Source organism: Pseudomonas sp. TE3895, from assembly GCF_056278855.1.
On record NZ_JBWBQE010000001.1, the window covers coordinates 6,036,412 to 6,059,109 of the forward strand.

A 22,698-nucleotide genomic window follows, 5' to 3' on the forward strand; every position below is an offset into this window, starting at 1 on the left:
GCTCATCTACCTCAGTTTCAGGGTTGCAAGGCCAATCAGTACCAGGATCACGGTGATGATCCAGAATCGGACGATCACCCGGGGCTCTGGCCAGCCCTTGAGTTCAAAGTGGTGGTGGATCGGCGCCATGCGGAACACGCGCTTGCCGGTCAGCTTGAAGGAAGCGACCTGGATGACCACCGACAGGGTTTCCACCACGAAGATGCCGCCCATGATGAACAGCACGATTTCCTGGCGCACGATGACGGCGATGGTGCCCAGCGCGGCGCCCAGCGCCAGCGCGCCGACGTCACCCATGAACACTTGCGCCGGGTATGTGTTGAACCACAGGAAGCCCAGGCCGGCACCGATCAGCGCGCCGCAGAACACGATCAGCTCGCCCGAGCCCGGCACGTAGGGGATCAACAGGTACTCGGCAAACTTCACGTTACCCGACAGGTAGCAGAAGATGCCCAGCGCGCCGCCGACCATCACCGTCGGCATGATTGCCAGGCCGTCAAGGCCATCGGTGAGGTTGACCGCGTTGCTCGAGCCGACAATGACGAAGTAGGTCAGTACGACGAAGCCGACGCCCAGTGGAATGGTGACATCCTTGATGAACGGCAGGATCAGCGTGGTCTCGACGCTGGTTGGCGCCGTCTTGTACAGGAACACTGCCGCCGCCAGGCCGAACACCGACTGCCAGAAGTACTTCCAGCGGCTTGGAAGGCCACGGGAGTTCTTTTCGATCACCTTGCGGTAGTCATCGACCCAGCCAATGGCACCGAACGCCAGGGTGACGATCAGCACAACCCATACATAGCGGTTGCTCAGGTCGGCCCACAGCAAGGTGCTGACGGCGATGGCCGACAGGATCAGCGCACCACCCATGGTCGGGGTGCCGGACTTGGACAGGTGCGATTGCGGGCCGTCGTTACGCACGGCCTGGCCGATCTGGCGAATTTGCAGGGTACGGATCATCCAGGGGCCCAGCCACAGCGCCAGGGACAATGCGGTCAGTACGCCAAGAATCCCGCGCAGGGACAGGTACTGAAAGACCGCAAAGCCTTTGTGGAACTGTTGCAGATACTCGGCCAACAGCAGCAGCATTAATGTTTCTCCCCGCTGGCACCGCACAATGCCGCTACGACGTTTTCCATCGCAGCGCTGCGCGAGCCCTTGATCAAGATAGTGGTGTCACTGGCATTCTCGGCGCTAACCGCATCGATCAGCTCAGCTTGAGTAGCGAAATGGCGGCCATTGGCGCCGAACGCCTTGACCGCATGTGTCATGTTGGAACCCACTGCGTACAGGGCGTCGACCTTGCCACGCGCGTAGTCACCCACCTGACGGTGGCCTTCTTCCGCCCATTGCCCCAATTCGCCGATATCCCCAAGCACCAGAACGGTGCGTCCGGAAAAGCCGGCGAGTATATCAATGGCTGCGCACATAGAGGTGGGATTTGCGTTGTAACTGTCGTCGATTACCCGTACCCCGTTCGGCGCGATCTGCGCCACGGTACGCCCCTTGACCGGTTGCACCGCAGCCAGGCCGGCGGCGATGCCGCTCAGGGTCAGACCAACGGCATGTGCAGCGGCGGCGGCGGCCAAGGCATTGCTGACGTTGTGTTCACCCAGCACATTGAGTTGCACCGCTACCGTTTCACCGGCGCCATGCAGGGTGAAGGACGGGCAGCCACGGGCATCGCGACCAATGTCTGACGCGTGGAAATCGGCCTTCGGGTTGCTGCGTGCGAAACTGACAACCTTGTGCGCACCGGCACGCGCCTTCCAGATATCAAAGGCTTTGTCGTCCAGGTTGAGAATGGCAATACCGCCTTCGCCCAGGCCTTCGAGAATCTCGCCCTTGGCTTCGACGATCTTGTCCGGGCCGCCGAATTCGCCAACGTGGGCAGTACCGGCATTGTTGATAATGACCACCTGCGGTTGTGTCAGGCCCACGGTGTAGCGGATTTCGCCAATGCGCGAGGCACCCAGCTCGATCACTGCTGCGCTGTGCTCCGGTGCGATCTCCAGCAGTGTCAGCGGTGCACCGAGGTCATTGTTCAAGTTGCCGCGGGTAGCGTGCACCAGGCCACGGGTACGCAGGATGCTGGCGAGCATTTCCTTGACCGTGGTCTTGCCGCTGGAACCGGTAATGGCCACTACAGGCTTGTCGAAAGCCGCGCGGTTCAGGGCGCCGAGCTGACCCAGTGCTACCCGGCAATCCTTGACCAGCAACTGCGGCAGGTCGACACCGGCCACTTCACGCTCGACCAGGGCAGCCACTGCGCCTTTGGCTTTCACATCCGCCAGGTAGTCATGACCATCGAAACGCGGGCCGGCCAGGGCGACGAACAGTTGCCCGGCGCTGACACTGCGGCTATCGATGCTGACGCCGGTGAACGTGGCGTCGCCACCGATGTGTTGACCCTTCAGTGCTGTGGTCAGCTGGCTGAGTGACAACGGCTTAAGCATGTGGAGCCTCCCAGGCTGCAAGTGCCTTTTCGGCTTCGGTCAAATCGGAGAAATCATGGCGCTCGCCATTGATCTCCTGGTAATCCTCGTGCCCCTTGCCGGCCAGCACGATCACATCGTTGGCAGCGGCGGTGGCAATCAGGTGCGCAATGGCTTCGCCACGCCCGGCGACGAACTCGACGTCGTCAGGCCTGGTGAAACCGGGGCGAATGTCATCGAAGATGCGCGACGGATCTTCAGTGCGCGGGTTGTCGTCGGTGACCAGTACGCGGTCGGCCAGGCGCTCGGCCACTTCGGCCATCAGCGGGCGCTTGCCGCGATCACGGTCACCGCCGCAGCCGAACAGGCACAACAGTTTGCCATGAGCGTGCGGGCGCAGGGCCTCGAGTACTTTTTCAAGTGCATCCGGCGTGTGCGCATAGTCGACCACCACCAGCGGCTTGTCGCCGCCACCCAGGCGCTGCATGCGGCCTACCGGCCCCTGCAGGTGCGGCGTGACCTTGAGGATCTCGTCCAGCGCATAGTCCAGCGCCAGCAGGGTCGCGACAGCGGCCAGCATGTTGCTCAGGTTGAAGCGACCCAGCAGTTGGCTGCGCAAGATACGCTCACCTTGGGCGGTGACGAGGGTGGCGCGCACGCCATCGTCACTGAATACGGCTTCGCGGCAGAACAGCGAGGCTTCAGGGTTTTCCAGGCTGTAGCTCAGCAGCCGGGTTTCGATATGGTCGACACTCGGGCGACGCGCAAAGTCGGCCGCCAGACGACGACCAAAGTCGTCATCCAGGTTGACCACCTGGCAACGCAGGCTCGGCCAGGCGAACAGCTTGGCCTTGGCGGCCTCATAGGCTTCCATGCTGCCGTGATAGTCGAGGTGGTCGCGGGACAGGTTGGTCATCACCGCGATGTCGAATTCCAGTGCGGCAACCCGGCCTTGCTCCAGGGCATGGGAAGACACTTCCATGGCCACGGCCTTGGCGCCGCCTTTCTTGAGGTCGTTGAGGGTCGATTGCACGGCAATCGGGTCGGGCGTGGTCAGACGGCCGCTCTGCAACTCGCCGTAGAAACCGGTCCCCAGGGTGCCAATCAGACCGCAGCGCTGGCCAAGCAGGTCGAGCGCCTGGGCTACCAGTTGGGTAACGCTTGTCTTGCCGTTGGTGCCGGTCACGCCGACCAGATTCAACTGGCGGCTCGGTTCACCGTAGAAGCGCCCGGCGATGTCTGACAGCTGAGCGATCAGGCCTTTGACCGGAATCAGCGGCGCATCGGTCAGCGGCAGCACGTTGGCACCCTGCTCTTCGTAGGCCACGGCGGCAGCGCCACGGGCCAGGGCATCGGCGATATGCTCGCGGCCATCGACCTTGGCACCCGGCACCGCCAGGAACAAGTCACCCGGGCGCACATTACGGCTGTCCAGGGTCAGCTCACGAATCAATGGATCACGGCTGGCGTGGGCGAAAAGTTTGCTTAATGGCATTGTCATCATCCACGCCCTCCCTTGGCGGCTGCTGCATTGACTTGTGATGGCACGGCGGGTGCAGGTGCAGGTGGCGGCAGGTTGTCTGGCGGCACGTTCATCAGGCGCAGGGTGCCGGACATGACCTTGCTGAATACAGGCGCCGATACCAGACCACCGAAGTAGCCGCCCTTGCCCGGCTCGTCGATGACCACAACGATGGCGTAGCGCGGGTCGCTCATTGGCCCGAAGCCGGCGAACAGCGAGCGGTAGGCGTTTTCGGTGTACCCCTTGGCACCCACGGTGGCCTTACGCGCGGTGCCGGACTTGCCGGCCACGTGATAGAACGGCACCTGGGCACGGAAGACGCCGCGCGGCGCTTCGATCACCTGCTGCAGCATGCCTTGAACGGTTTCGGCGACATCCTTCGGAATGGCCTGCACGGCTTCCGGCGTCTTGTCGACCTTGATGATCGACAGCGGCACCATCTTGCCGTCGTTGGCCAGCGCCGCGTAGGCATGCACCAACTGCAGGGCAGTCACCGATACGCCGTAGCCATAGGACAGGGTGGCGGTCTCGGCCTTGCGCCACTCACGGTGGTTGGGCAGGTTGCCGACACGTTCGCCCGGGAAACCAAGGCCGGTGTACTGGCCCAGGCCGACCTGGGACATGACCCGGTAGATGGCCTCGCCGCCGATGTCGAAGGCGATCTTGCTCATGCCAACGTTACTGGAGTTGATCAGGATGCCGGTCAAATCAAGAATCGGGCCCTCGCTGCGCGACACGTCCTTGATGGTGTAGCGGCCGATCTGCAGGCTGCCAGGGTACACCTCGACCTTGTCGGTAGGCTTCCAGCGGCCGCTCTGCAGCGCCGCACTCATGGAGATCGGCTTGACCGTGGAGCCCGGCTCGAACACGTCGATGATCGCCCGGTTACGCATGGCCGCCGGGAACATGCTACGGCGGTTGTTGGGGTTGTAGGTCGGCTGGTTGACCATGGCCAGGACCTCACCGGTCTTGACGTCCATGATCACCAGGCTGCCGGCCTTGGCGTCCTGTTCGGCAATGGCATTGCGCAGCTCGCGGGTAGCCAGGTACTGCAGGCGCAGGTCTATCGACAACGCCAAGGTCTTCCCGGCCTTGGCGTTCTTGGTTACCTGAATGTCCTTGATCAGCCGGCCGCGCCGGTCCTTGATCACCTGGCGCTTGCCGGGCACACCGGCCAGCCACTCGTCATAGGCCAGCTCCACCCCTTCACGACCGTGGTCGTCGAGGTCGGTAAAGCCGACCATGTGTGCAGTCACATCACCGGCCGGATAGAAGCGGCGGAATTCTTCCAGGCCGTACACACCAGGCACTTTGAGGTCGAGCACGTGCTGGCCCTGCTCGGGGGTCAGCCCCCGGACCAGGTAGATGAACTCTTTGTTGGCCTGCTGGGTCAGGCGCTCGATCAACTGCTGCGGGTTTTGCCCCAGCGCAGCGGCCAATTGCGGCCAGCGCTCCTTGGAGGCCTGCATCTCTTTGGGGTTGGCCCACAAGGTGGTGACCGGGGTACTCACGGCCAACGGCTCACCGTTGCGGTCGGTAATCAAGCCGCGGTGCGCCGGGATGGGGATGTGACGCAGGCTGCGTGCATCGCCCTGGCCCTTGAGGAAGTCACGGTCAACCACCTGAAGGTCGATGATGCGCCAGCAAATGGCGCCGACCATGATCGCCAGCAAGCCGATCACTACGCGGAAGCGCCACGGGTAGAGTGCGCCTTCGAGCTTCATCATGGCGCCACCATCCGGACTTCGTCAGCTGATGGCACGCGCATCTTCAACTGCTCGGAGGCCAGGCTCTCGATGCGGCTGGCAGCAGTCCAGGTACTCTGCTCAAGAATCAGCCGGCCCCATTCGGCCTGAGCCTTGTCGCGCTCGTTCAATTCACCGTACAGGGTGTTGAGCAGTTGACGGTTCCAGTGCGCACTGTAGGACACGGCAACGGCCGAAACCAGCACGCCGACGAACAGCAAAAGCATCAGGAAGCTTCCGCTTGGCAAGGGCTTGGCAAGTAGCCTGCTCACCGCAGCTTCTCCGCCACGCGCATCACGGCGCTACGCGACCGCGGGTTGGCCTTGAGCTCGGCCTCGGAGGCGAACTGAGCCTTGCCGATGAGCTTGATTTTCGGCTCGAAGACCTTGTGCTGAACCGGCAGGTTGCGCGGCAGGTTGTCGGCCTCACCCTTCACCAGCTTGCGCATGAACAGTTTGACGATACGGTCTTCCAGCGAGTGGAAACTGATGACCGCCAGGCGACCACCGACTTCGAGCGCATCGAGCGCAGCCTCAAGGCCAGCCTCCAGGTCGCCCAGCTCGTTGTTGACGTGAATGCGAAGGCCCTGGAAGGCACGGGTAGCCGGGTTCTTGCCCTTTTCCCATGCCGGGTTAGCCACTTTGAGCACCTCCGCCAGGTCGGCGGTACGGGTGAAGGGCTGTTTTTCACGGCGCTCGACCACTGCACGCGCCATGCGCCCGGCAAAGCGTTCTTCGCCGTACTCCTTGAAGACGCGGGCGATTTCTTCCACGGGCGCAGTGGCGATGAACTCGGCGGCACTGATGCCCTGATCCGGGTTCATGCGCATGTCCAACGGGCCATCATTGAGGAAGCTGAAGCCACGCTCTGGGTCATCCAGTTGCGGCGAGGACACGCCCAGGTCCAGCAACACACCACTGACCTTGCCGTGCAGGCCGCGCGCTGCCACTTCTGCACCCAGCTCGGCAAAACTGCGCTGCACAATGACAAAGCGGCCGTCTTCGGCCGCCAGCGCTTGCCCCGTGGCAATCGCCTGTGGATCTTTGTCGAAGCCCAAAAGCCGCCCTTGCGGCCCAAGCTTGCTGAGAATCAGACGGCTGTGTCCGCCACGGCCGAAAGTGCCGTCCAGATAGCAACCGTCGGCGCGCAGGGCCAATGCCTCGACAGCTTCGTCGAGCAGGACGGTAATGTGGTTGAAGCCGCTATCTATGGTCACAGGATCAGGTCACGCAATTCGTCGGGCATGGCGCCCGGTTGTTGAATAGCTGCAAGGTCAGCTGCCGAAACCGCGTTCCAGGCATCTTCATCCCACAGCTGGAATTTGTTCAGTTGCCCCACCAGCATCGCCTTCTTGTCGAGCTTGGCGTACTCACGCAGGCGGGGCGGCACCAGGAAACGCCCACTGCCATCGAGCTCCAGGTCAACCGCATTACCGATCAGCAAACGCTGCAGGCGGCGGTTTTCCTCACGCAACGATGGCAAGGCACGCAACTTGGCTTCTATCTGTTCCCACTCATCGAGGGGATAAACACACAAGCAGGGGTCTACGGCGTCAATGGTCACGATCAGTTGGCCATTGCAACGTGAGTCGAGCTCGTCACGGTACCGGCTCGGCATGGCGAGACGGCCCTTTGCATCGAGGCTGACGGCGTTGGCTCCGCGGAACACGGCTGTGATTCCCCACAATGTTAGCTTTTTTGTGTCAGAAAACCCACTTCATCCCACTTTCTGCCACTTGCGCACACTATAGGAATCCGCCCGCAGCACCGTCAAGGCACGTTCATAAGGAAAAGCCTTACAGGACCGAGATTTAGCGCAACAACGGAATGTGGAAGGACTGCCAGAGAGAGAAAAACACGAGAAAAATCAAACCCACGCAAACGAATGGAGTTCGAAGTTAAAGTAATTTATTAAGAGTAAGATTTTTTCGGTATTACCAGAGAGGATCTGCTATCGATTCAAGCAGGGAAAGAAAGGTGGAGAGTCGATCTGTAAGCCGGGTTTTGTCGAGGACAGTCATTCCTCTACGACGGCCATCACTGGACGCCTCTAGCAACCTACCCGGTTCCGACGCGGGCCACGCCTGATGGAACCCTATTTGGTCTTGCTCCGAGTGGGGTTTACCTAGCCACGAACTGTTGCCAGCCGTGCGGTGCGCTCTTACCGCACCTTTTCACCCTTACCGGCACCGAAGTGCTTAGGCGGTTATTTTCTGTGGCACTTTCCGTAGGCTCACGCCTCCCAGGCGTTACCTGGCACTCCGCCCTATGGAGCCCGGACTTTCCTCCCCCTGCTGCTCACACAACAAAAAGTTGCGGAACAAAAACAGGCAGCGACTGTCCGATCGACTCTCCGCCGCCAAGGTTACCGACACGCGGGCGCAAGAACAAGCGCTAACGCCATTTATATCAAACTGCCACTATTCGGCTTTCTGCTTTTCAAGGGCCAGTTGATACAACAGGTTCTTGCGCACCCCGGTAATTTCCGCTGCAAGCGCCGCCGCCCGCTTCAGTGGCAACTCAGCCAATAGCAGGTCGAGCACGCGCTGTGCTTCTGCACTGATGGCCTGCTCGCCCTCCGGCGCACTCCAGCCGCCGACCAGCACCACGCATTCACCGCGCTGCTGATTGCTGTCGCCGGCTACGAAGGCGCGCAACTCAGCCAGCGGCAAGCCCTTTAGGGTCTCGAAGGTCTTGGTCAGTTCGCGCGCCAGCAACGCCGGACGATCACCACCAAATACCGCCTCCATGTCTTCAAGACACTCCAGGATGCGATGCGGGGCTTCATAGAAGATCAACGTGCGCGGCTCTTCCCTCACCTGCTCCAGGCGCGCCCGGCGCCCTGCCTGCTTGGCCGGCAGGAAGCCTTCGAAGATGAAGCGGTCCGATGGCAGGCCTGCCGCCGATAGCGCGGCGATCAAGGCACAGGCGCCCGGCACCGGCACCACGCTCACCCCCGCGGCCCGCGCCTGACGCACCAAGTGGTAGCCCGGGTCGGAAATCAGGGGCGTGCCGGCATCAGAGACCAGCGCCACATTTTCACCCGCCAGCAGCTTGGAGAGAAAACGCCCGCCCTCGTCACGCTCGTTGTGCTCATGACAAGCGGCCAACGGCGTATCAATGCCAAAGTGTTGCAGCAGACGGATCGAATGACGGGTGTCTTCGGCGGCGATCAGCGCCACGTCCGCCAGCACCTTCAGCGCCCGGGCGCTCATGTCGTCGAGGTTGCCGATGGGGGTTGCCACCACATACAGCGTCCCCACCGCGGATTTCGAAGCCCCTGCCACATCAGTCACTGCGCACACCTGTCATTCGGATCAAAGGCGCCATTGTAGCCCGAGCGCCTGCAACAGGGCGCAAAGAAACTCGCCGGCGATCAGGAACACGCCGCCTATAGTGAAGGATCGACACAGCAACATCGCGCCCCGGCCAGTGCTTGGGTACAATTGCCGGCCAACTTGATCGAGTAACAGGACCTTTACATGATCGCTTGCCTGCGGCTGCTCACAGCCCTCTGCCTCGCCGCCCTGCTGGCAGCCTGCGCCAGCTCGCCCTCATCCAGCCTGGGCGAACTGCCACGCACCCCGGATGCCAGCATCGAGCAACTGCTCGAAAAGGCCGCTTCCAGCAAGTCTGCGGAAGACGCCGCCCTGCTGCGCCTTAGCGCGGCCGACCTGGCCTACAAGCAGAAGGACTTCCCACGCGCCGCACGCATTCTCGAGCAGGTCCCGCTGGACACGCTCAAGCCGGCCCAGCAAGTGTTCGCCAGCACCCTCGCGGCGGAACTGGCCATGAGCCGCAACCAGCCCAAAGCAGCGCTGACCGCCCTGGCCCACCCCAGCCTGCAGCGCCTCGCAGAACTGCCGGCAGAACTGCAAGCGCGCACCTACAGTGTGCACGCCGCCGCGCTCGAAGCCGATGGCCAGGCCCTGGCTGCCGCACAGCAGCGCATTCTGCTGGCCCCGCTGCTTGGCGGCCAGGCCGCCAGCACCAACAATGACGCCATCTGGGCCTTGGTCGCCTCGCTGCCTGCAGAGCAACTGCAGCAGCCAACCAACGATCAGACCCTGGCTGGCTGGACCAGCCTGGCCTTCGCCGTGAAAAGCGCTGGCACCCTGGAGCAGCAGCAAGCGGCCATCGAAGCCTGGGTCAAACAGCACCCGGACCACCCTGCCGCCCAGCAACTGCCGCTGGCCCTGACCAAGCTCAAGGAGCTGGCCAGCCAGCCGCTGACCAAGATCGCCCTGCTGCTGCCTCAGGAAGGCCCGCTGGCCGGCGTAGCCCGCGCCCTGCGCGATGGCTTCATGGCCGCCCACTTCCAGGCCCAGCAAAGCGGCCAGCCAGCGCCTGCGGTGCAGGTGTTCGACAGCTCGCGTATCGGCTCGCTGGACGACTTCTATCGCCAGGCGCAAGCCGCCGGCGTGCAACTGGTCATCGGCCCGCTTGAAAAACCATTGGTCAAACAACTGGCCGCCAAACCACAGCTGCCGATCACCACGCTGGCCCTGAACTACGCCGACGCTGGCCAGAAGGCGCCGCCACAACTGTTCCAGTTCGGTCTGGCGGCCGAAGACGAAGCCCGTGAAGTGGCCCGCCGCGCCCGCGCCGATGGCATGGTCCGCGCCGTAGCCCTGGTGCCGAGCGGCGAATGGGGTGACCGTGTCCTGGCCGCCTTCCGCCAGGACTGGGAAGGCAATGGCGGAACCCTGCTCGCCGCCCAGCGCATCGCCCAGCCGGTCGCCCTGGCCCAGCAGATTGCCGACCTGTTCCAGCTGCGCCAGAGCGAAGGCCGCGCCAAGAGCCTGCAAAGCACGGTGGGCGGCAGCATCGCTGCACAACCGTCGCGCCGCCAGGACATCGACTTCATCTTCCTCGCCTCGACCCCACAACAGGCGCAACAGATCAAGCCGACCCTGAACTTCCAGTACGCCGGTGATGTGCCGGTCTATGCCACCTCGAACCTGTACAGCGCCAGCGGTGACATCAACCAGTACAATGACATGAACGGCATCCGCTTCTGCGAAACACCGTGGCTGCTCGACACCAGCAACAGCCTGCGTCAACAGGTTGTGCAGCAGTGGCCGCAAGCCGCTGGCAGCCTCGGCCGCCTGTATGCCATGGGCGTTGACGCCTACAGCCTGGCGCCGCGCCTGGGCCAACTGAAAGCGCTACCGGACAACCGCGTCCTTGGCCTTTCGGGCAGCCTGAGCATCAATGCCAACCAGCGCGTCGAACGCCAGCTGCCTTGGGCCGAGTTTAGCGGCGGCCAGGTCAAGCGCCTGCCTGATACCGCGCGCTGATGGCCGCAGCATCGCCTACCCGTGCCGGGCAAGCGGCAGAAACCCAAGCCCTTGAGTACCTTCAGGGGCAAGGGCTGCAGTTGCTGGCGCGCAACTGGCGATGCAAAGGCGGCGAGCTTGATCTGGTCATGCTCGACGCCGATACAGTAGTATTCGTCGAAGTCCGCTACCGGTTGCACGCGGGCTTCGGAGGCGCCCTCGACAGCATCGACGGGCGCAAGCAGAAACGGTTGGTGCTTGCCGCCAGCCTGTTCCTGCAGAAGGAGGCCCACTGGGGCAACTACCCCTGCCGCTTCGACGTAGTCGCCCTGCAGGGTAGCCACCATGCAGGCAGACCGCTTCAATGGCTGAAAAACGCCTTCGAATGCTGAACCCACTTCGTTTTTTTTGCTCTATGTATCGCGGGCTGGTCGTTGTTGCGCGTAGCAAAGGCCACCGCCCCATTTAAGGTCACCAGATGGACATGCAATCCCGAATTCGCCGGCTGTTCGAGGCCAGCATCGAAACCAAGCAACAGGCAATGGACATCCTGGCACCGCACATCGAGCAGGCCAGCCTGGTCATGGTCAATGCGTTGCTCAACGAGGGCAAGATGCTCGCCTGCGGCAACGGCGGCTCGGCCGGTGATGCCCAGCACTTTTCATCGGAGCTGCTCAACCGCTTCGAGCGCGAGCGCCCCAGCCTGCCAGCTATCGCGCTGACCACCGACAGCTCGACCCTGACCTCGATCGCCAACGACTACAGCTACAACGAAGTCTTTTCCAAGCAGATCCGCGCCCTGGGCCAGCCCGGTGACGTTCTGCTGGCGATCTCCACCAGCGGCAATTCGGCCAACGTGATCCAGGCAATCCAGGCCGCACATGACCGTGAAATGATTGTCGTAGCATTGACGGGTCGCGACGGCGGCGGCATGGCTTCGCTGCTGCTGCCCGAGGACGTGGAAATCCGCGTGCCTTCGACAGTTACCGCGCGTATCCAGGAAGTCCACCTGCTGGCGATCCACTGCCTGTGCGATCTGATCGACAGCCAACTGTTCGGGAGTGAAGAATGACCCCTATGCGCCTCGGCCTGATGGCCCTGACCCTGTGCCTGAGCGTCACTGGTTGCAGCTCGGTACTCACCTCTACCCGCAATTCGCCGATCGAGGACGATCGCGGCACGCGCACCATCGGTAGCAAGATCGACGACTCGCTGATCGAGACCAAGGCTGCCGTGAACATTTCCAAAGCCAACCCAGACCTGGACAAGGGCTCGCACATCGTTGTCAGCAGCTACAACGGCATCGTCCTGCTGGCCGGGCAGACCCCACGCGCCGACCTCAAGAGCCTCGCGGAGCAAACGGCCAGCCAGGTCCAACGGGTCAAGAAAGTACACAATGAGCTGCAAGTGATGCAGCCCTCCTCCATTCTGGCGCGCAACAACGACGCCTGGCTGACCACCAAGATCAAGACCCAGATGCTGACCGACAACGCCGTGCCCAGCTCGCGCATCAAGGTGATTACCGAAAACGGCATCGTCTATCTGCTGGGTCTGGTCACCCGCCAAGAAGCCAACTCGGCCACTGCCGTGGTGCAGGGCGTGTCGGGCGTGCAGAAGATCGTCAAGCTGTTCGAGTACATCGATTGACTCAGTGATTGCCTGGACAGGCCAAACAAAAAAGGCGATCCATCTGGATCGCCTTTTTTGTTACTTGACCACTTTCAGGCTTGGCCGGCCAGTCGGACGCGGCGGCTGCCCTCCATCGTCTGGCGGGCCATCGTCATCCGGCTGCACATCATCGTCTTCGAGCTCGTCGCCATCCATCGAAGACGGCTCCAGCTCGAAGACCATACCCTGGCCATTTTCGCGGGCGTAGATACCCAGGATTGCACCAACCGGCACGAACAGCGAGTGAGCCACACCACTGAAGCGGCCCTCGAAGCTGACTGCGTCATTGTCCATGTGCAGGCTACGCACGGCACTTGGCGAGATATTCAAGACGATCTGGCCATCACTGGCGAAACCATCCGGCACCTGAACTTTCGGGAATTCGGCATTGACCAGCATATGGGGCGTGCAATCGTTGTCGACGATCCACTCGTACAGTGCTCGAACCAGATAGGGGCGACTGGAGTTCATCAACGGCTCCTTAAAGCTTGCGCATTTCACGTTCTACGGAGGACAGGCTCGCCTGAAAAGGCTCGCGGGCGAACTGGCGCTCCATGTAATCCAGCAGCGGCTTGGCTTGCCGCGGCAATTCGATACCCAACACCGGCAAACGCCAGAGTATGGGCAATAGACAGCAATCGACCAGGCTTTGCTCATCACTCATGAAGCAGGCGAACTCGCCAAACAACGGCGAGACCCCGGTCAGGCTTTCGCGCAAGGCCTTGCGCGCTTCGGTTCGGGCAGCTTCACTGCTACGCGGGTCAAGCACGGTATCGGCCAAGGCACACCAGTCGCGCTGGATGCGGTGCATCAGCAGACGGCTGTTGCCACGCGCAACCGGGTATACCGGCATCAGCGGCGGGTGCGGGTAACGCTCCTCGAGGTATTCCATCACCACGGTCGATTCATACAACGCCAGGTCACGGTCGACCAAGGTCGGCACGCTGCCATAAGGGTTGACCTCGGCCAGCTTCGGCGGCAGGCGGGCGGGATCGACATCGATCAACTGCACGCTGACGCCCTTCTCGGCCAGAACCAGGCGCACCCGATGAGAATAGTGATCAGCGGGATCGGAATAGCAGGCTAACCTGTTGGTTGCGCCCATGTAGCGGCTCCTCGCACGGATGCTTGTGCAACTTTAAATGAAAACGCGCCCGGGGTGGCCTGGCAATACTGCTAGGCCACCCCGGGCGCGTTCAACAACCAGAAACTACTGCGTGATCAGTGCACGTCCTTCCAGTATTCACGCTTGAGCAAGTAGGCGAATACGAAGAAGAAAGCCAGGTACAGCAACACATAGGTGCCGATGCGCTGGCTTTCCAGTTTGACTGGGTTGGCCGAATAGGCCAGGAAGGTCACAAGGTTCTTGACCTTCTCGTCGAACTGCTCGGTCGTCAGGGTACCGGAATTCGGCGTAATGGTCAGCTGATCGCAAGCTTCATGGGTCAACGGGCTGCCGGTCAACGGGTCGAATTGCTTCTTGCCATCGACCACCGTCTGCACCTGCTTGCAACCCACCACCTGGTTACCTTGCAGACCCACCAGCACGTTAGGCATGCCGACGTTCGGGAACACCTTGTTGTTCACCCCGTATGGGCGCGATGGGTCCTCATAGAAGCTGCGCAGGTAGGTGTAAAGCCAATCGGTACCGCGCACGCGGGCGACCAAGGTCAGGTCGGGCGGCGCGGCACCAAACCAGGTCTTGGCGTCGCTGGGCTTCATGCCGATCTGCATGTGGTCACCAATCTTGGCGCCCGTGAACACCAGCTTCTCGAGCATCAATTCATGCGGGATACCCAGGTCATCAGCCACCCGCTCGTAACGCTGGAACTTGGCACTGTGACACCCCATGCAATAGTTGGCGAAAGTACGCGCACCGTCCTGCATGGCGGCCTTGTCAGTCAGGTCGATATCGACCTTGTCCAGCTCCAGGCCAGTTTCGGCAGCGAAGGAAAAGGCAGGCATCACTGCCAGCAAAAATACTGCAATCAACTTTTTCATCAGCCAGTCACCCTTTCCGGAACCGGTTTGGTCTTCTCAAGCCTTGTGTAGAACGGCATCAGCAGGAAGTAGGCGAAGTACAGCACCGTGCATACCTGCGACAACAAGGTACGCCCAGGTGTCGGTGCCAGTACGCCCAGCACGCCGAGGATGACGAAGGCCACGCAGAACACCAGCAGGAAGACCTTGCTGATCCAGCCCTTGTAACGCATGGAACGCACTGGGCTGCGGTCGAGCCAGGGCAGTACGAACAGCACGGCGATGGCCGCCCCCATGGCAATGACGCCCATCAGCTTGTCAGGCACCGCACGCAGGATTGCGTAGAACGGTGTGAAGTACCACACCGGCGCGATGTGCTCTGGGGTCTTGAAGGCGTTGGCCTGCTCGAAGTTAGGTTTCTCGAGGAAGTAACCGCCCATTTCAGGGAAGAAGAACACCACAGCGCAGAACACGAACAGGAACACCACCACGCCGACAATGTCTTTGACGGTGTAGTACGGGTGGAACGGAATACCATCCAGCGGAATACCGTTTTCGTCCTTTTTCTTCTTGATGTCGACGCCATCAGGGTTGTTCGAACCCACTTCGTGCAAGGCGAGGATGTGCAGTACCACCAGGCCAAGAATCACGATTGGCAGGGCAACCACATGCAGGGCGAAGAAGCGGTTCAGGGTGATGCCCGAGATCAGGTAGTCACCACGGATCCACTGGGTAAGGTCATCACCGATCACCGGGATGGCACCGAACAGCGAGATGATCACCTGGGCGCCCCAGTACGACATCTGCCCCCATGGCAGCAGGTAGCCCATGAACGCTTCAGCCATCAGCGCCAGATAGATCAGCATGCCGAACAGCCAGACCAGCTCGCGTGGCTTCTGATAGGAGCCATAGAGCAGGCCGCGGAACATGTGCAGGTAGACCACGATGAAGAACGCTGACGCCCCCGTGGAGTGCAGGTAGCGCAGAATCCAGCCGTATTCCACGTCGCGCATGATGTACTCGACCGAGGCGAACGCCTCTTCCGCCGAGGGCGTGAAGCTCATGGTCAGCCACACGCCGGTCACGATCTGGTTGACCAGCACCAGCAATGCCAGGGAGCCGAAGAAGTACAGGAAGTTGAAGTTCTTGGGTGCGTAATACTTGCTGAGGTGGTCTTCCCACATCTTGGTGGCGGGGAAGCGAGCATCAATCCAGTCCATGAACTTGCTCATCATGCGTTCTCCTGGTCGACGCCAATGACGATGATCTCGTCCGACTCATAAGAGTGCGGTGGCACGGGCAGGTTGAGAGGCGCTGGCTGGGACTTGTAGACACGGCCAGCCAGGTCATAGTGAGAGCCGTGGCATGGGCAGAAGTAACCACCTACCCACTTCGGCCCAAGGTCGGCGGGCGCCACCTCTGGTCGGAAGGTGGGCGAGCAGCCCAGGTGCGTGCACAGGCCGACGAGAATAAGAATTTCCGGCTTGATCGAGCGAACCTCAGGGTCGACGTACGCTGGCTGTACCGAGGCCTTGGACTCGGGGTCGGACAGGTCACCCGTGATTTTTTTCAGATTGCCAAGGATTTCCTCCGTTCGCCGCACGATGAATACGGGCTGGCCACGCCACTCGGCCACCATCTGCTGCCCCGCCTCGACCTTGGCGATGTTGACCTTCACCGGTGCACCCGCGGCTTTCGCCTTGGCACTGGGAAACCATGACCCCACGAACGGTACCGCAGCCCCCACTGCCCCCGCCGCCCCGACCACGGATGTCGCGGCTACGAGGAAGCGGCGCCGGCCTGCGTTGACGCCGTCATTGCTCATTCAGTCCTCTCCCATCAGCTTGCTTGGCCAGTTGGACCTGGCCTGTACTTAGGTTGTGTCAATGGCACTAAAAATTGGCCGCCATGGTAAGAAACAAATCCACACACTGACAAGGTGATTACCCCGGCAAGGGCGACAACCCACGCTTTGCTTGATCTACGTCTATGCGACAAGCGGCCACTGACTGCTGACAGGTTAGTTCAAGGCTAAAAAAAAAGCCCGGTTCCAAGGAACCGGGCTTTTTTCGACTGCCGAAGCGGTATTAACGCTTGGAGTACTGAGGACGCTTACGCGCTTTACGCAGACCCACTTTCTTACGCTCAACTTCACGAGCGTCGCGGGTGACGTAGCCAGCACGACGCAGAGCGCCACGCAGGGTTTCGTCGTATTCCATCAGAGCGCGGGTGATACCGTGACGGATCGCACCGGCCTGACCGCTGACACCACCACCGGAAACGGTGACGTAGATGTCGAATTTCTCAACGGATTCAGTCAGCTCGAGCGGCTGGCGAACAACCATGCGAGCGGTTTCGCGACCGAAGAACACGTCCAGAGAACGGTTGTTGATGGAAATGTTACCAGTACCCGGACGCAGGAATACGCGAGCGGTTGCGGTCTTGCGACGGCCAGTGCCGTAATTTTGAGTCGCCGACATAATGAACTATCCCGTTAGATCTTCAGTTCTTGAGGCTGCTGAGCAGTGTGTGGGTGAGCAGCACCCGCGTACACTTTCAGCTTGCGGTACATGTCGCGACCCAGCGGGTTCTTAGGCAGCATGCCTTTGACCGCAGTTTCGATAACACGCTCAGGGGCCTTGGCGATCAACTTCTCGAAGTTGATTTCCTTGATACCGCCTGGGAAACCGGAGTGGGAGTAGTACATTTTGTCGGAAGACTTGGCACCAGTCACACGAACCTGCTCGGCGTTGATAACGACGATGTAGTCGCCGGTGTCAACGTGAGGGGTGTATTCTGGTTTGTGTTTGCCACGCAGACGGGTAGCGATTTCGGTAGCCAGACGACCCAGGGTCTGGCCAGCGGCGTCGACTACGAACCACTCGCGCTTTACTGTTTCCGGTTTAGCAGTAAAAGTTTTCATTCTCTAAAGCCTCAGAGGCCGCCCAGCGAAAAATAGACGGCGAATCTTACTGGATAGTGCACAGCTTGCCAAGGGCAAGCGCGCAGCCGAACACAGACGCTTTTGGGGGCTCGGGTCGGGCACGCCAATGTTCGACGGGGTTCTTCCTGCGTGATGGTGCATCACTTCCGCCACGCGGAGAGGGGCTGAATTATCCAGATTGCGCGAAAAATTTCAACCTGCTTTGATTGGCTTCTATCGCCAAGGAGTGAATAACCGATGGAATACCGCCAGCTCGGCCGTACCGACCTCAACGTCAGCGCCCTGTGCCTGGGCACCATGACCTGGGGCGAGCAGAACATCCAGGCCGAGGCCTACGAGCAAATTGCCCGGGCCAAGGCCGCCGGGGTCAACTTCATCGACACCGCCGAGATGTACCCGGTCCCTCCCCGCCCGGAGACCTACGCGGCCACCGAGCGCATCATCGGCAACTGGTTCCGTGACCATGGCGACCGCGACGCGTGGATCCTGGCCAGCAAGGTTGCAGGCCCGGGCAACGGCATCAGCCATATCCGTGACGGGCAGCTCAAGCACAACCGTCAGCACATCGTCGCGGCACTGGACGAAAGCCTCAAGCGCCTGCAGACCGACCGCATCGACCTGTACCAGTTGCACTGGCCAGAGCGCAGCACCAACTTCTTCGGCAAGCTGGGCTACCAGCACCTGCCGCAGGATCACTTCACCCCACTGGAAGAAACCCTCGAAGTGCTCGACGAGCAGGTGCGTGCGGGCAAGATCCGCCACATCGGCCTGTCCAACGAAACGCCGTGGGGCACCATGAAGTTCCTGCAGTTGGCCGAGAGCCGGGGCTGGCCACGGGCGGTATCGATTCAGAACCCGTACAACCTGCTCAACCGCAGCTTCGAGGTGGGCCTGGCAGAAGTAGCCATACGCGAGCAGTGTGGCCTGCTGGCCTATTCGCCGCTTGCCTTCGGCATGCTCTCGGGCAAGTACGAGAACGGCGCACGGCCGGACAATGCACGCCTGACCCTGTTCAGCCGCTTTGCCCGTTACTCCAACCCACAGACCGTGGCGGCCTGCAGCCGCTACGTGCAGCTGGCCCGCGAGCACGGCCTGGACCCGGCGCAAATGGCCCTGGCGTTCGTCACCCGACAGCCGTTCGTGACCAGCAACATCATAGGTGCCACCAGCCTGCAGCAGCTGGACAGCAACCTGGCCAGCCTTGAACTGAACCTGAGCGCCGATCTGCTGACAGCGATCGAAGCCATTCATCAGGAGCAGCCCAACCCGGCGCCTTGAGCCAAACACTGCGCCCCGCTTCGCGCCGCTGTTACATGGGGTAGACACAATCGCCAAAAAATAAGACGATCCAGCCGGTGATTGACCACTCTACCCTATAAGAACAATGACAATGATGTTTACCCAACCCTCAGCGTCGCTGCGGCGCGTCAGCATCCTGGCCATTGACAAGGTGTTCGCTTCGACCTTGATGCAGGCCAAGGACTTCTTCCACCTCGCCAGCCTACGCTATAGCAAGCAGCTGGGCCTGGGCTTGCAGCCCATGTTCGACATCCGCCTGGTGAGCCCCGACAGCCAGCCCGTGGACAGCTTCAGCAATGTGCAGTTACCGGTTGACGGCGGCCTGGACGACGCCGATGTGATCATCCTCCCGGCCTACTGGGATGATTTCGACAACTTGCTGCAGCGTTACCCACAGGTGCTGCCGTGGTTGCGTGAACAGCACGCGCGTGGCGCGGTGCTTTGCGCCGAGGCCAGTGGTGTGTTCTGGCTGGCCGAATCCGGCCTGCTCGATGGCAAGGAAGCGACCACCTACTGGCGCTTCTTCAACAGCTTTGCCGAACGCTTCCCGAAGATTCGCCTGAACCAGGACAAGCACCTGACCGATGCCGACAATATTTATTGCGCCGGCGGTGCAACCTCGGCCTGCGACCTGTACATCTACCTGATCGAACGCTTCTGCGGTGCCAACGTGGCCCGTGCGGTGTCCCGCGATATCCTCTACGAAGTGCAACGCAACTACACCCCGGGGCGCATGGGCTTTGGCGGACAGAAGCTGCACCAGGACCTGATCATCCTGCAGATCCAGCACTGGCTGGAGGAACACTTCGCCGACAAGTTCCGCTTCGAGGATGTGGCCCGCAACCACGGCATGAGCATCCGCAACTTCATGCGCCGCTTCCAGGGCGCAACGGGTGACAAGCCGCTGCATTACCTGCAACGGTTACGCATCGAGACAGCCAAGGGGTTGTTGTCGAGTACGCGCAAGAGCATCAAGACCATCAGTTACGAGGTGGGGTATGACGATGCCAGTTTCTTTGCGCGGCTGTTCCGCCAACACACCGAGTTGTCGCCGAACCAGTATCGGCAGCAGTTCATGCAGGAAGCCTGAAAGGCTTCCAGAGCGGCAGGTTTCGAGCTTGAAGCGACAAGGAAAAACCAGAGCGGATCGCGCATTGCCCTGAACTTTCCTTGTCGCCTGACGCTTGCCGCTGCCGTCAGGGCTTGTGTGCGCGCGCCAGGAATTCGTGCGATTGCATCTCCAGCAACCGGCTCAGGGTGCGCTGGAACTCGAAGCTCAGACGCCCACCGGTATACAGGTCCTTCAACTCCACCTCGGCCGAGATGATCAGCTTGACGTTGCGATCGTAGAACTCGTCCACCATGTTGATGAAACGACGGGCGATGTCGTCGGTGGTGACGCCCATCTGCTCCACGTTGCTCAGCAATACGGCGTGGAAGATCTTGCCCAGCTCAATGTAGTCGTTCTGGCTGCGCGGCCCGTCGCACAAGGCGCGGAAGTCGAACCAGGCGACGTCGTCGCAAGTACGCAAGGCATTGATCGGGCGGTTCTCGATCATCAGCACGTCGTTTTCGATCGCCTGGGTGCACTCAGGGGTGAGCGCCTTGAAGCTGGCGCGCATGCTCTGGTGCGCCGCGTCATCGAGTGGGAAGTGGAACAGTTCAGCCTGCTCCAGGTGACGCAGGCGGTAGTCGACCCCGCTATCGACGTTAACCACGTCGGTGTACTGCTTGATCATGGCGATGGCCGGCAGGAAGCGCGCACGCTGCAGGCCGTCCTTGTACAGGCCGTCCGGCACGATGTTGGAGGTGGCCACCAGCGACACGCCATTCTTGAACAGCTCTTCCATCAAGGTGCCGAGGATCATGGCGTCGGTAATGTCCGACACGAAGAATTCGTCGAAGCAGATCACCTTGGCTTCTTCGCTGAAGCGCTTGGCAATGAGGGTCAGCGGGTTCTTCTCGCCCTTGAGGGTTTTCATCTCCTCGTGCACACGCTTCATGAAGCGGTGGAAGTGCGTACGCATCTTCTGCTTGAACGGCAGCGCTTCGTAGAAGGTATCAACCAGGTAGGTCTTGCCTCGCCCCACCCCACCCCAGAAGTACAGGCCCTTGACCGGGGTCTGCTCCTTCTTGCCGAACAGCTTGCCGAACACGCCCGGCTTGTTGTTCTGCGCGTGCACCAGGTCGTCGTACAGGCGCTGGAGGTGACGCACCGCAGTTTCCTGCGCCGCGTCATGGAAGAAGTCGGGACGTTTCAGATCTGCTTGATAGCGTTCTAAGGGAGTCATGATTCGTTAGCGAGGCAACAAAAAACGGGCCGTCACTGTAGCGACAGGCCCGCTTAATGGCAATCAGTCTGTGGGAGCGGGCGTGCCCGCGAACACCGGCAAAGCCGGTGCCATGCACCGCGGCGCCTGTTTCGCGGGCACGCCCGCTCCCACCGTTTGGCAGCCTCAGTCCTGCTGAGGCGCCAAGGCTTCGTTCAGGCTCTGAATGGCAGCATCACGGGCTTCGGCGCTGTCGAACTGCGGCCCGTCGGCAACCTGCTCGCCATTGAGCCACAGGCCGAAGCTCAGGCCTTCGACGCGGACATCGGCCTCGCCACCCTGCTGCAACTGCTTGCTCACGGCGCCAGCACTCTTGCCGTCGGCGAAGCTGCGCGACAACAGCAGTTGCTCGCCATCAGCGGCCAGCAGGCGGAAGCGGAAGCTGCCGTCTTCATCACGGAAGCTGACAAAACGCGCGCTCTTGGTGGCTTTTTTCTTCACTTCGGCGGTGGCCTGCACGCTGCTGCGGAACGAACGCAGGCCAACGGCCTCGCGCAGCTGCTCGAGGAACGGCGTGGCGATCTTGCGGGCCTTGGCAGCGCCGGCCAGCAGGATGTCTTCCAGGTCCGCCGGCCGCGCGATCAGCTGGTGATAGTACTCACGCTTCTCGGCCAGTTGGCCGTCCAGCAGCTGGAACAGGCGCTGTTTGGCATCGCCCCAGCCCAGGCCCTGCAGCAGCTCTTCGCGGAAACTGGCGCACTGCTCAGGCGTCGAGAAGGCCTGGTACAGGGTGAACAGGTGCGCGTTGTCCGGGTCTTTCGCCTCACCCGGCGCGCGCGAATCGGTGACGATGCGCGAGATGGCGTCTTTCATGTCCTTGGCGCTGGTGAACAACGGGATGGTGTTGTCATAGCTCTTGGACATCTTGCGCCCGTCCAGGCCCGGCAGGGTCGCCACGCTTTCTTCGATCACAGCCTCCGGCAAGGCGAAGAAGTCCTTGCCTTGACCGAACAGATGGTTGAAGCGCTGACCGATATCGCGGGCCATTTCCACGTGCTGGATCTGGTCACGACCGACCGGCACCTTGTTGGCGTTGAACATCAGGATATCGGCGGCCATCAGCACCGGGTAGCTGAACAGGCCCATGGTCACGCCGGCGTCCGGGTCTTCGCCGTTCTCGACGTTCTTGTCCACCGAGGCCTTGTAGGCATGCGCACGGTTCAGCAGGCCTTTGGCAGCAACGCAGGTCAGCAGCCAGGTCAGTTCGGGGATTTCCGGGATGTCGGACTGGCGATAGAAGGTCACCTTGTCCGGGTCCAGGCCACCGGCCAGCCAGGTGGCGGCGATTTCCAGGCGCGAGCGCTGGATGCGCAGCGGGTCGTCGCACTTGATCAGGGCGTGGTAGTCGGCCAGGAAGTAGAACGAGTCGACACCGGGCTGCTGGCTGGCACGGATCGCCGGGCGGATGGCGCCGGCGTAGTTGCCCAGGTGCGGAGTGCCGGTGGTGGTGATACCGGTAAGAATGCGCGTGGTCATGGGTGTTCGCTTATTCAGGCT

The 22,698-nt window shown here is 61.4% G+C and carries 23 protein-coding genes and 1 other RNA gene; 6 read left to right on the forward strand and 18 right to left on the reverse strand.

The window, feature by feature from the left end; translation table 11 throughout:
• Positions 1 to 6 precede the first annotated feature (6 nt).
• From mraY to rsmI, 9 genes are all read right to left on the reverse strand, one after another.
• Positions 7 to 1,089: a phospho-N-acetylmuramoyl-pentapeptide-transferase gene (mraY, locus tag ACZ889_RS27295; protein WP_003251852.1), complete on the reverse strand. Its 1,083-nt coding sequence runs from the start codon at positions 1,087 to 1,089 to the stop codon at positions 7 to 9.
• Positions 1,089 to 2,456, reverse strand: a complete 1,368-nt coding sequence (locus ACZ889_RS27300) for a UDP-N-acetylmuramoyl-tripeptide--D-alanyl-D-alanine ligase (RefSeq protein ID WP_476257985.1) — start codon at positions 2,454 to 2,456, stop codon at positions 1,089 to 1,091. Before ACZ889_RS27300 ends, mraY begins: the two co-directional genes overlap by 1 nt.
• A complete protein-coding gene (locus tag ACZ889_RS27305; RefSeq protein ID WP_476257986.1) occupies positions 2,449 to 3,939 on the reverse strand; it encodes a UDP-N-acetylmuramoyl-L-alanyl-D-glutamate--2,6-diaminopimelate ligase in 1,491 nt (496 codons plus the stop codon). Before ACZ889_RS27305 ends, ACZ889_RS27300 begins: the two co-directional genes overlap by 8 nt.
• Entirely contained in the window at positions 3,936 to 5,681 is a 1,746-nt protein-coding gene (locus ACZ889_RS27310; RefSeq protein WP_180690091.1) for a peptidoglycan D,D-transpeptidase FtsI family protein, read from the reverse strand. Before ACZ889_RS27310 ends, ACZ889_RS27305 begins: the two co-directional genes overlap by 4 nt.
• Positions 5,681 to 5,974, reverse strand: a complete 294-nt coding sequence (gene ftsL, locus ACZ889_RS27315) for a cell division protein FtsL (RefSeq protein WP_180689292.1) — start codon at positions 5,972 to 5,974, stop codon at positions 5,681 to 5,683. The genes ACZ889_RS27310 and ftsL overlap by 1 nt, the downstream gene beginning before the upstream one ends.
• Positions 5,971 to 6,918 (reverse strand): 16S rRNA (cytosine(1402)-N(4))-methyltransferase RsmH, encoded by a 948-nt coding sequence (rsmH, locus tag ACZ889_RS27320; protein WP_003251843.1) that lies wholly within the window; start codon positions 6,916 to 6,918, stop codon positions 5,971 to 5,973. The genes ftsL and rsmH overlap by 4 nt, the downstream gene beginning before the upstream one ends.
• Positions 6,915 to 7,370: a division/cell wall cluster transcriptional repressor MraZ gene (gene mraZ, locus ACZ889_RS27325; RefSeq protein ID WP_004575120.1), complete on the reverse strand. Its 456-nt coding sequence runs from the start codon at positions 7,368 to 7,370 to the stop codon at positions 6,915 to 6,917. Before mraZ ends, rsmH begins: the two co-directional genes overlap by 4 nt.
• A 308-nt stretch (positions 7,371 to 7,678) precedes the next feature.
• Positions 7,679 to 8,054: RNase P RNA component class A (rnpB, locus tag ACZ889_RS27330), an RNA gene on the reverse strand.
• A 67-nt stretch (positions 8,055 to 8,121) separates the two neighbouring features.
• Positions 8,122 to 8,997 (reverse strand): 16S rRNA (cytidine(1402)-2'-O)-methyltransferase, encoded by an 876-nt coding sequence (gene rsmI / locus ACZ889_RS27335; RefSeq protein WP_003251840.1) that lies wholly within the window; start codon positions 8,995 to 8,997, stop codon positions 8,122 to 8,124.
• A 186-nt stretch (positions 8,998 to 9,183) separates the two neighbouring features.
• Between rsmI and ACZ889_RS27340 the strand changes: the two genes are divergently transcribed.
• The 4 genes from ACZ889_RS27340 to ACZ889_RS27355 all read left to right on the forward strand — a co-directional run bounded on the left by ACZ889_RS27340 (position 9,184) and on the right by ACZ889_RS27355 (position 12,627).
• The gene (locus tag ACZ889_RS27340) at positions 9,184 to 11,001 is read left to right on the forward strand and encodes a penicillin-binding protein activator (protein ID WP_070095543.1); all 1,818 of its coding nucleotides are present in this window, start codon (positions 9,184 to 9,186) and stop codon (positions 10,999 to 11,001) included.
• Entirely contained in the window at positions 11,001 to 11,372 is a 372-nt protein-coding gene (locus tag ACZ889_RS27345; RefSeq protein WP_003251836.1) for a YraN family protein, read from the forward strand. Before ACZ889_RS27340 ends, ACZ889_RS27345 begins: the two co-directional genes overlap by 1 nt.
• Before the next feature lie 86 nt (positions 11,373 to 11,458).
• Positions 11,459 to 12,052, forward strand: a complete 594-nt coding sequence (locus ACZ889_RS27350; RefSeq protein WP_012053657.1) for a phosphoheptose isomerase — start codon at positions 11,459 to 11,461, stop codon at positions 12,050 to 12,052.
• Entirely contained in the window at positions 12,049 to 12,627 is a 579-nt protein-coding gene (locus ACZ889_RS27355) for a BON domain-containing protein (protein ID WP_003251832.1), read from the forward strand. Before ACZ889_RS27350 ends, ACZ889_RS27355 begins: the two co-directional genes overlap by 4 nt.
• A 60-nt stretch (positions 12,628 to 12,687) precedes the next feature.
• Here ACZ889_RS27355 and ACZ889_RS27360 read toward each other — a convergent pair whose 3' ends face one another.
• The 7 genes from ACZ889_RS27360 to rplM all read right to left on the reverse strand — a co-directional run bounded on the left by ACZ889_RS27360 (position 12,688) and on the right by rplM (position 17,551).
• Positions 12,688 to 13,119, reverse strand: a complete 432-nt coding sequence (locus tag ACZ889_RS27360; protein WP_003251830.1) for a ClpXP protease specificity-enhancing factor — start codon at positions 13,117 to 13,119, stop codon at positions 12,688 to 12,690.
• A 10-nt stretch (positions 13,120 to 13,129) separates the two neighbouring features.
• The gene (locus ACZ889_RS27365; protein WP_003251828.1) at positions 13,130 to 13,753 is read right to left on the reverse strand and encodes a glutathione S-transferase N-terminal domain-containing protein; all 624 of its coding nucleotides are present in this window, start codon (positions 13,751 to 13,753) and stop codon (positions 13,130 to 13,132) included.
• A 116-nt stretch (positions 13,754 to 13,869) separates the two neighbouring features.
• Positions 13,870 to 14,649 (reverse strand): cytochrome c1, encoded by a 780-nt coding sequence (locus ACZ889_RS27370; RefSeq protein WP_176682603.1) that lies wholly within the window; start codon positions 14,647 to 14,649, stop codon positions 13,870 to 13,872.
• Entirely contained in the window at positions 14,649 to 15,860 is a 1,212-nt protein-coding gene (locus tag ACZ889_RS27375) for a cytochrome b (RefSeq protein WP_003251825.1), read from the reverse strand. The genes ACZ889_RS27370 and ACZ889_RS27375 overlap by 1 nt, the downstream gene beginning before the upstream one ends.
• Positions 15,860 to 16,453, reverse strand: a complete 594-nt coding sequence (gene petA / locus ACZ889_RS27380) for a ubiquinol-cytochrome c reductase iron-sulfur subunit (protein WP_003251823.1) — start codon at positions 16,451 to 16,453, stop codon at positions 15,860 to 15,862. The genes ACZ889_RS27375 and petA overlap by 1 nt, the downstream gene beginning before the upstream one ends.
• A gap of 262 nt (positions 16,454 to 16,715) precedes the next feature.
• A complete protein-coding gene (gene rpsI, locus ACZ889_RS27385) occupies positions 16,716 to 17,108 on the reverse strand; it encodes a 30S ribosomal protein S9 (protein ID WP_003251821.1) in 393 nt (130 codons plus the stop codon).
• A gap of 14 nt (positions 17,109 to 17,122) precedes the next feature.
• The gene (rplM, locus tag ACZ889_RS27390) at positions 17,123 to 17,551 is read right to left on the reverse strand and encodes a 50S ribosomal protein L13 (protein WP_003251819.1); all 429 of its coding nucleotides are present in this window, start codon (positions 17,549 to 17,551) and stop codon (positions 17,123 to 17,125) included.
• A 258-nt stretch (positions 17,552 to 17,809) separates the two neighbouring features.
• Here rplM and ACZ889_RS27395 point away from each other — a divergent pair, with 258 nt between their 5' ends.
• Both ACZ889_RS27395 and ACZ889_RS27400 read left to right on the forward strand, forming a co-directional pair.
• Positions 17,810 to 18,850, forward strand: a complete 1,041-nt coding sequence (locus ACZ889_RS27395) for an NADP(H)-dependent aldo-keto reductase (protein ID WP_003251817.1) — start codon at positions 17,810 to 17,812, stop codon at positions 18,848 to 18,850.
• Positions 18,851 to 19,040: 190 nt separating this feature from the next.
• On the forward strand, positions 19,041 to 19,961 hold the full coding sequence (locus ACZ889_RS27400) for a GlxA family transcriptional regulator (protein ID WP_173881439.1): 921 nt from the start codon (positions 19,041 to 19,043) through the stop codon (positions 19,959 to 19,961).
• Positions 19,962 to 20,067: 106 nt separating this feature from the next.
• Here the strand turns inward: ACZ889_RS27400 and zapE are convergent, their stop codons facing one another.
• Positions 20,068 to 21,162, reverse strand: a complete 1,095-nt coding sequence (zapE, locus tag ACZ889_RS27405; protein WP_003251813.1) for a cell division protein ZapE — start codon at positions 21,160 to 21,162, stop codon at positions 20,068 to 20,070.
• A 165-nt stretch (positions 21,163 to 21,327) separates the two neighbouring features.
• Positions 21,328 to 22,677, reverse strand: coding sequence for a tryptophan--tRNA ligase (locus tag ACZ889_RS27410; RefSeq protein WP_476257987.1), 1,350 nt, complete (start codon positions 22,675 to 22,677; stop codon positions 21,328 to 21,330).
• Positions 22,678 to 22,698 lie beyond the last annotated feature (21 nt).

What these genes read in the sequence shown, in the direction of transcription:
- ACZ889_RS27375 (WP_003251825.1), bottom strand. Translation starts at nt 15,860, where the DNA reads ATGAGCAAGTTCATGGACTGGATTGATGCTCGCTTCCCCGCCACCAAG.
- ACZ889_RS27345 (WP_003251836.1), top strand. Translation starts at nt 11,001, where the DNA reads ATGGCCGCAGCATCGCCTACCCGTGCCGGGCAAGCGGCAGAAACCCAA.
- ACZ889_RS27305 (WP_476257986.1), bottom strand. Translation starts at nt 3,939, where the DNA reads ATGATGACAATGCCATTAAGCAAACTTTTCGCCCACGCCAGCCGTGAT.
- ACZ889_RS27300 (WP_476257985.1), bottom strand. Translation starts at nt 2,456, where the DNA reads ATGCTTAAGCCGTTGTCACTCAGCCAGCTGACCACAGCACTGAAGGGT.
- ACZ889_RS27355 (WP_003251832.1), top strand. Translation starts at nt 12,049, where the DNA reads ATGACCCCTATGCGCCTCGGCCTGATGGCCCTGACCCTGTGCCTGAGC.
- ACZ889_RS27350 (WP_012053657.1), top strand. Translation starts at nt 11,459, where the DNA reads ATGGACATGCAATCCCGAATTCGCCGGCTGTTCGAGGCCAGCATCGAA.
- ACZ889_RS27365 (WP_003251828.1), bottom strand. Translation starts at nt 13,753, where the DNA reads ATGGGCGCAACCAACAGGTTAGCCTGCTATTCCGATCCCGCTGATCAC.
- ACZ889_RS27395 (WP_003251817.1), top strand. Translation starts at nt 17,810, where the DNA reads ATGGAATACCGCCAGCTCGGCCGTACCGACCTCAACGTCAGCGCCCTG.
- zapE (WP_003251813.1), bottom strand. Translation starts at nt 21,162, where the DNA reads ATGACTCCCTTAGAACGCTATCAAGCAGATCTGAAACGTCCCGACTTC.
- ACZ889_RS27410 (WP_476257987.1), bottom strand. Translation starts at nt 22,677, where the DNA reads ATGACCACGCGCATTCTTACCGGTATCACCACCACCGGCACTCCGCAC.
- ACZ889_RS27340 (WP_070095543.1), top strand. Translation starts at nt 9,184, where the DNA reads ATGATCGCTTGCCTGCGGCTGCTCACAGCCCTCTGCCTCGCCGCCCTG.
- ACZ889_RS27400 (WP_173881439.1), top strand. Translation starts at nt 19,041, where the DNA reads ATGCAGGCCAAGGACTTCTTCCACCTCGCCAGCCTACGCTATAGCAAG.
- rpsI (WP_003251821.1), bottom strand. Translation starts at nt 17,108, where the DNA reads ATGTCGGCGACTCAAAATTACGGCACTGGCCGTCGCAAGACCGCAACC.
- rplM (WP_003251819.1), bottom strand. Translation starts at nt 17,551, where the DNA reads ATGAAAACTTTTACTGCTAAACCGGAAACAGTAAAGCGCGAGTGGTTC.
- ACZ889_RS27310 (WP_180690091.1), bottom strand. Translation starts at nt 5,681, where the DNA reads ATGAAGCTCGAAGGCGCACTCTACCCGTGGCGCTTCCGCGTAGTGATC.
- mraY (WP_003251852.1), bottom strand. Translation starts at nt 1,089, where the DNA reads ATGCTGCTGCTGTTGGCCGAGTATCTGCAACAGTTCCACAAAGGCTTT.
- ACZ889_RS27370 (WP_176682603.1), bottom strand. Translation starts at nt 14,649, where the DNA reads ATGAAAAAGTTGATTGCAGTATTTTTGCTGGCAGTGATGCCTGCCTTT.
- petA (WP_003251823.1), bottom strand. Translation starts at nt 16,453, where the DNA reads ATGAGCAATGACGGCGTCAACGCAGGCCGGCGCCGCTTCCTCGTAGCC.
- ACZ889_RS27360 (WP_003251830.1), bottom strand. Translation starts at nt 13,119, where the DNA reads ATGAACTCCAGTCGCCCCTATCTGGTTCGAGCACTGTACGAGTGGATC.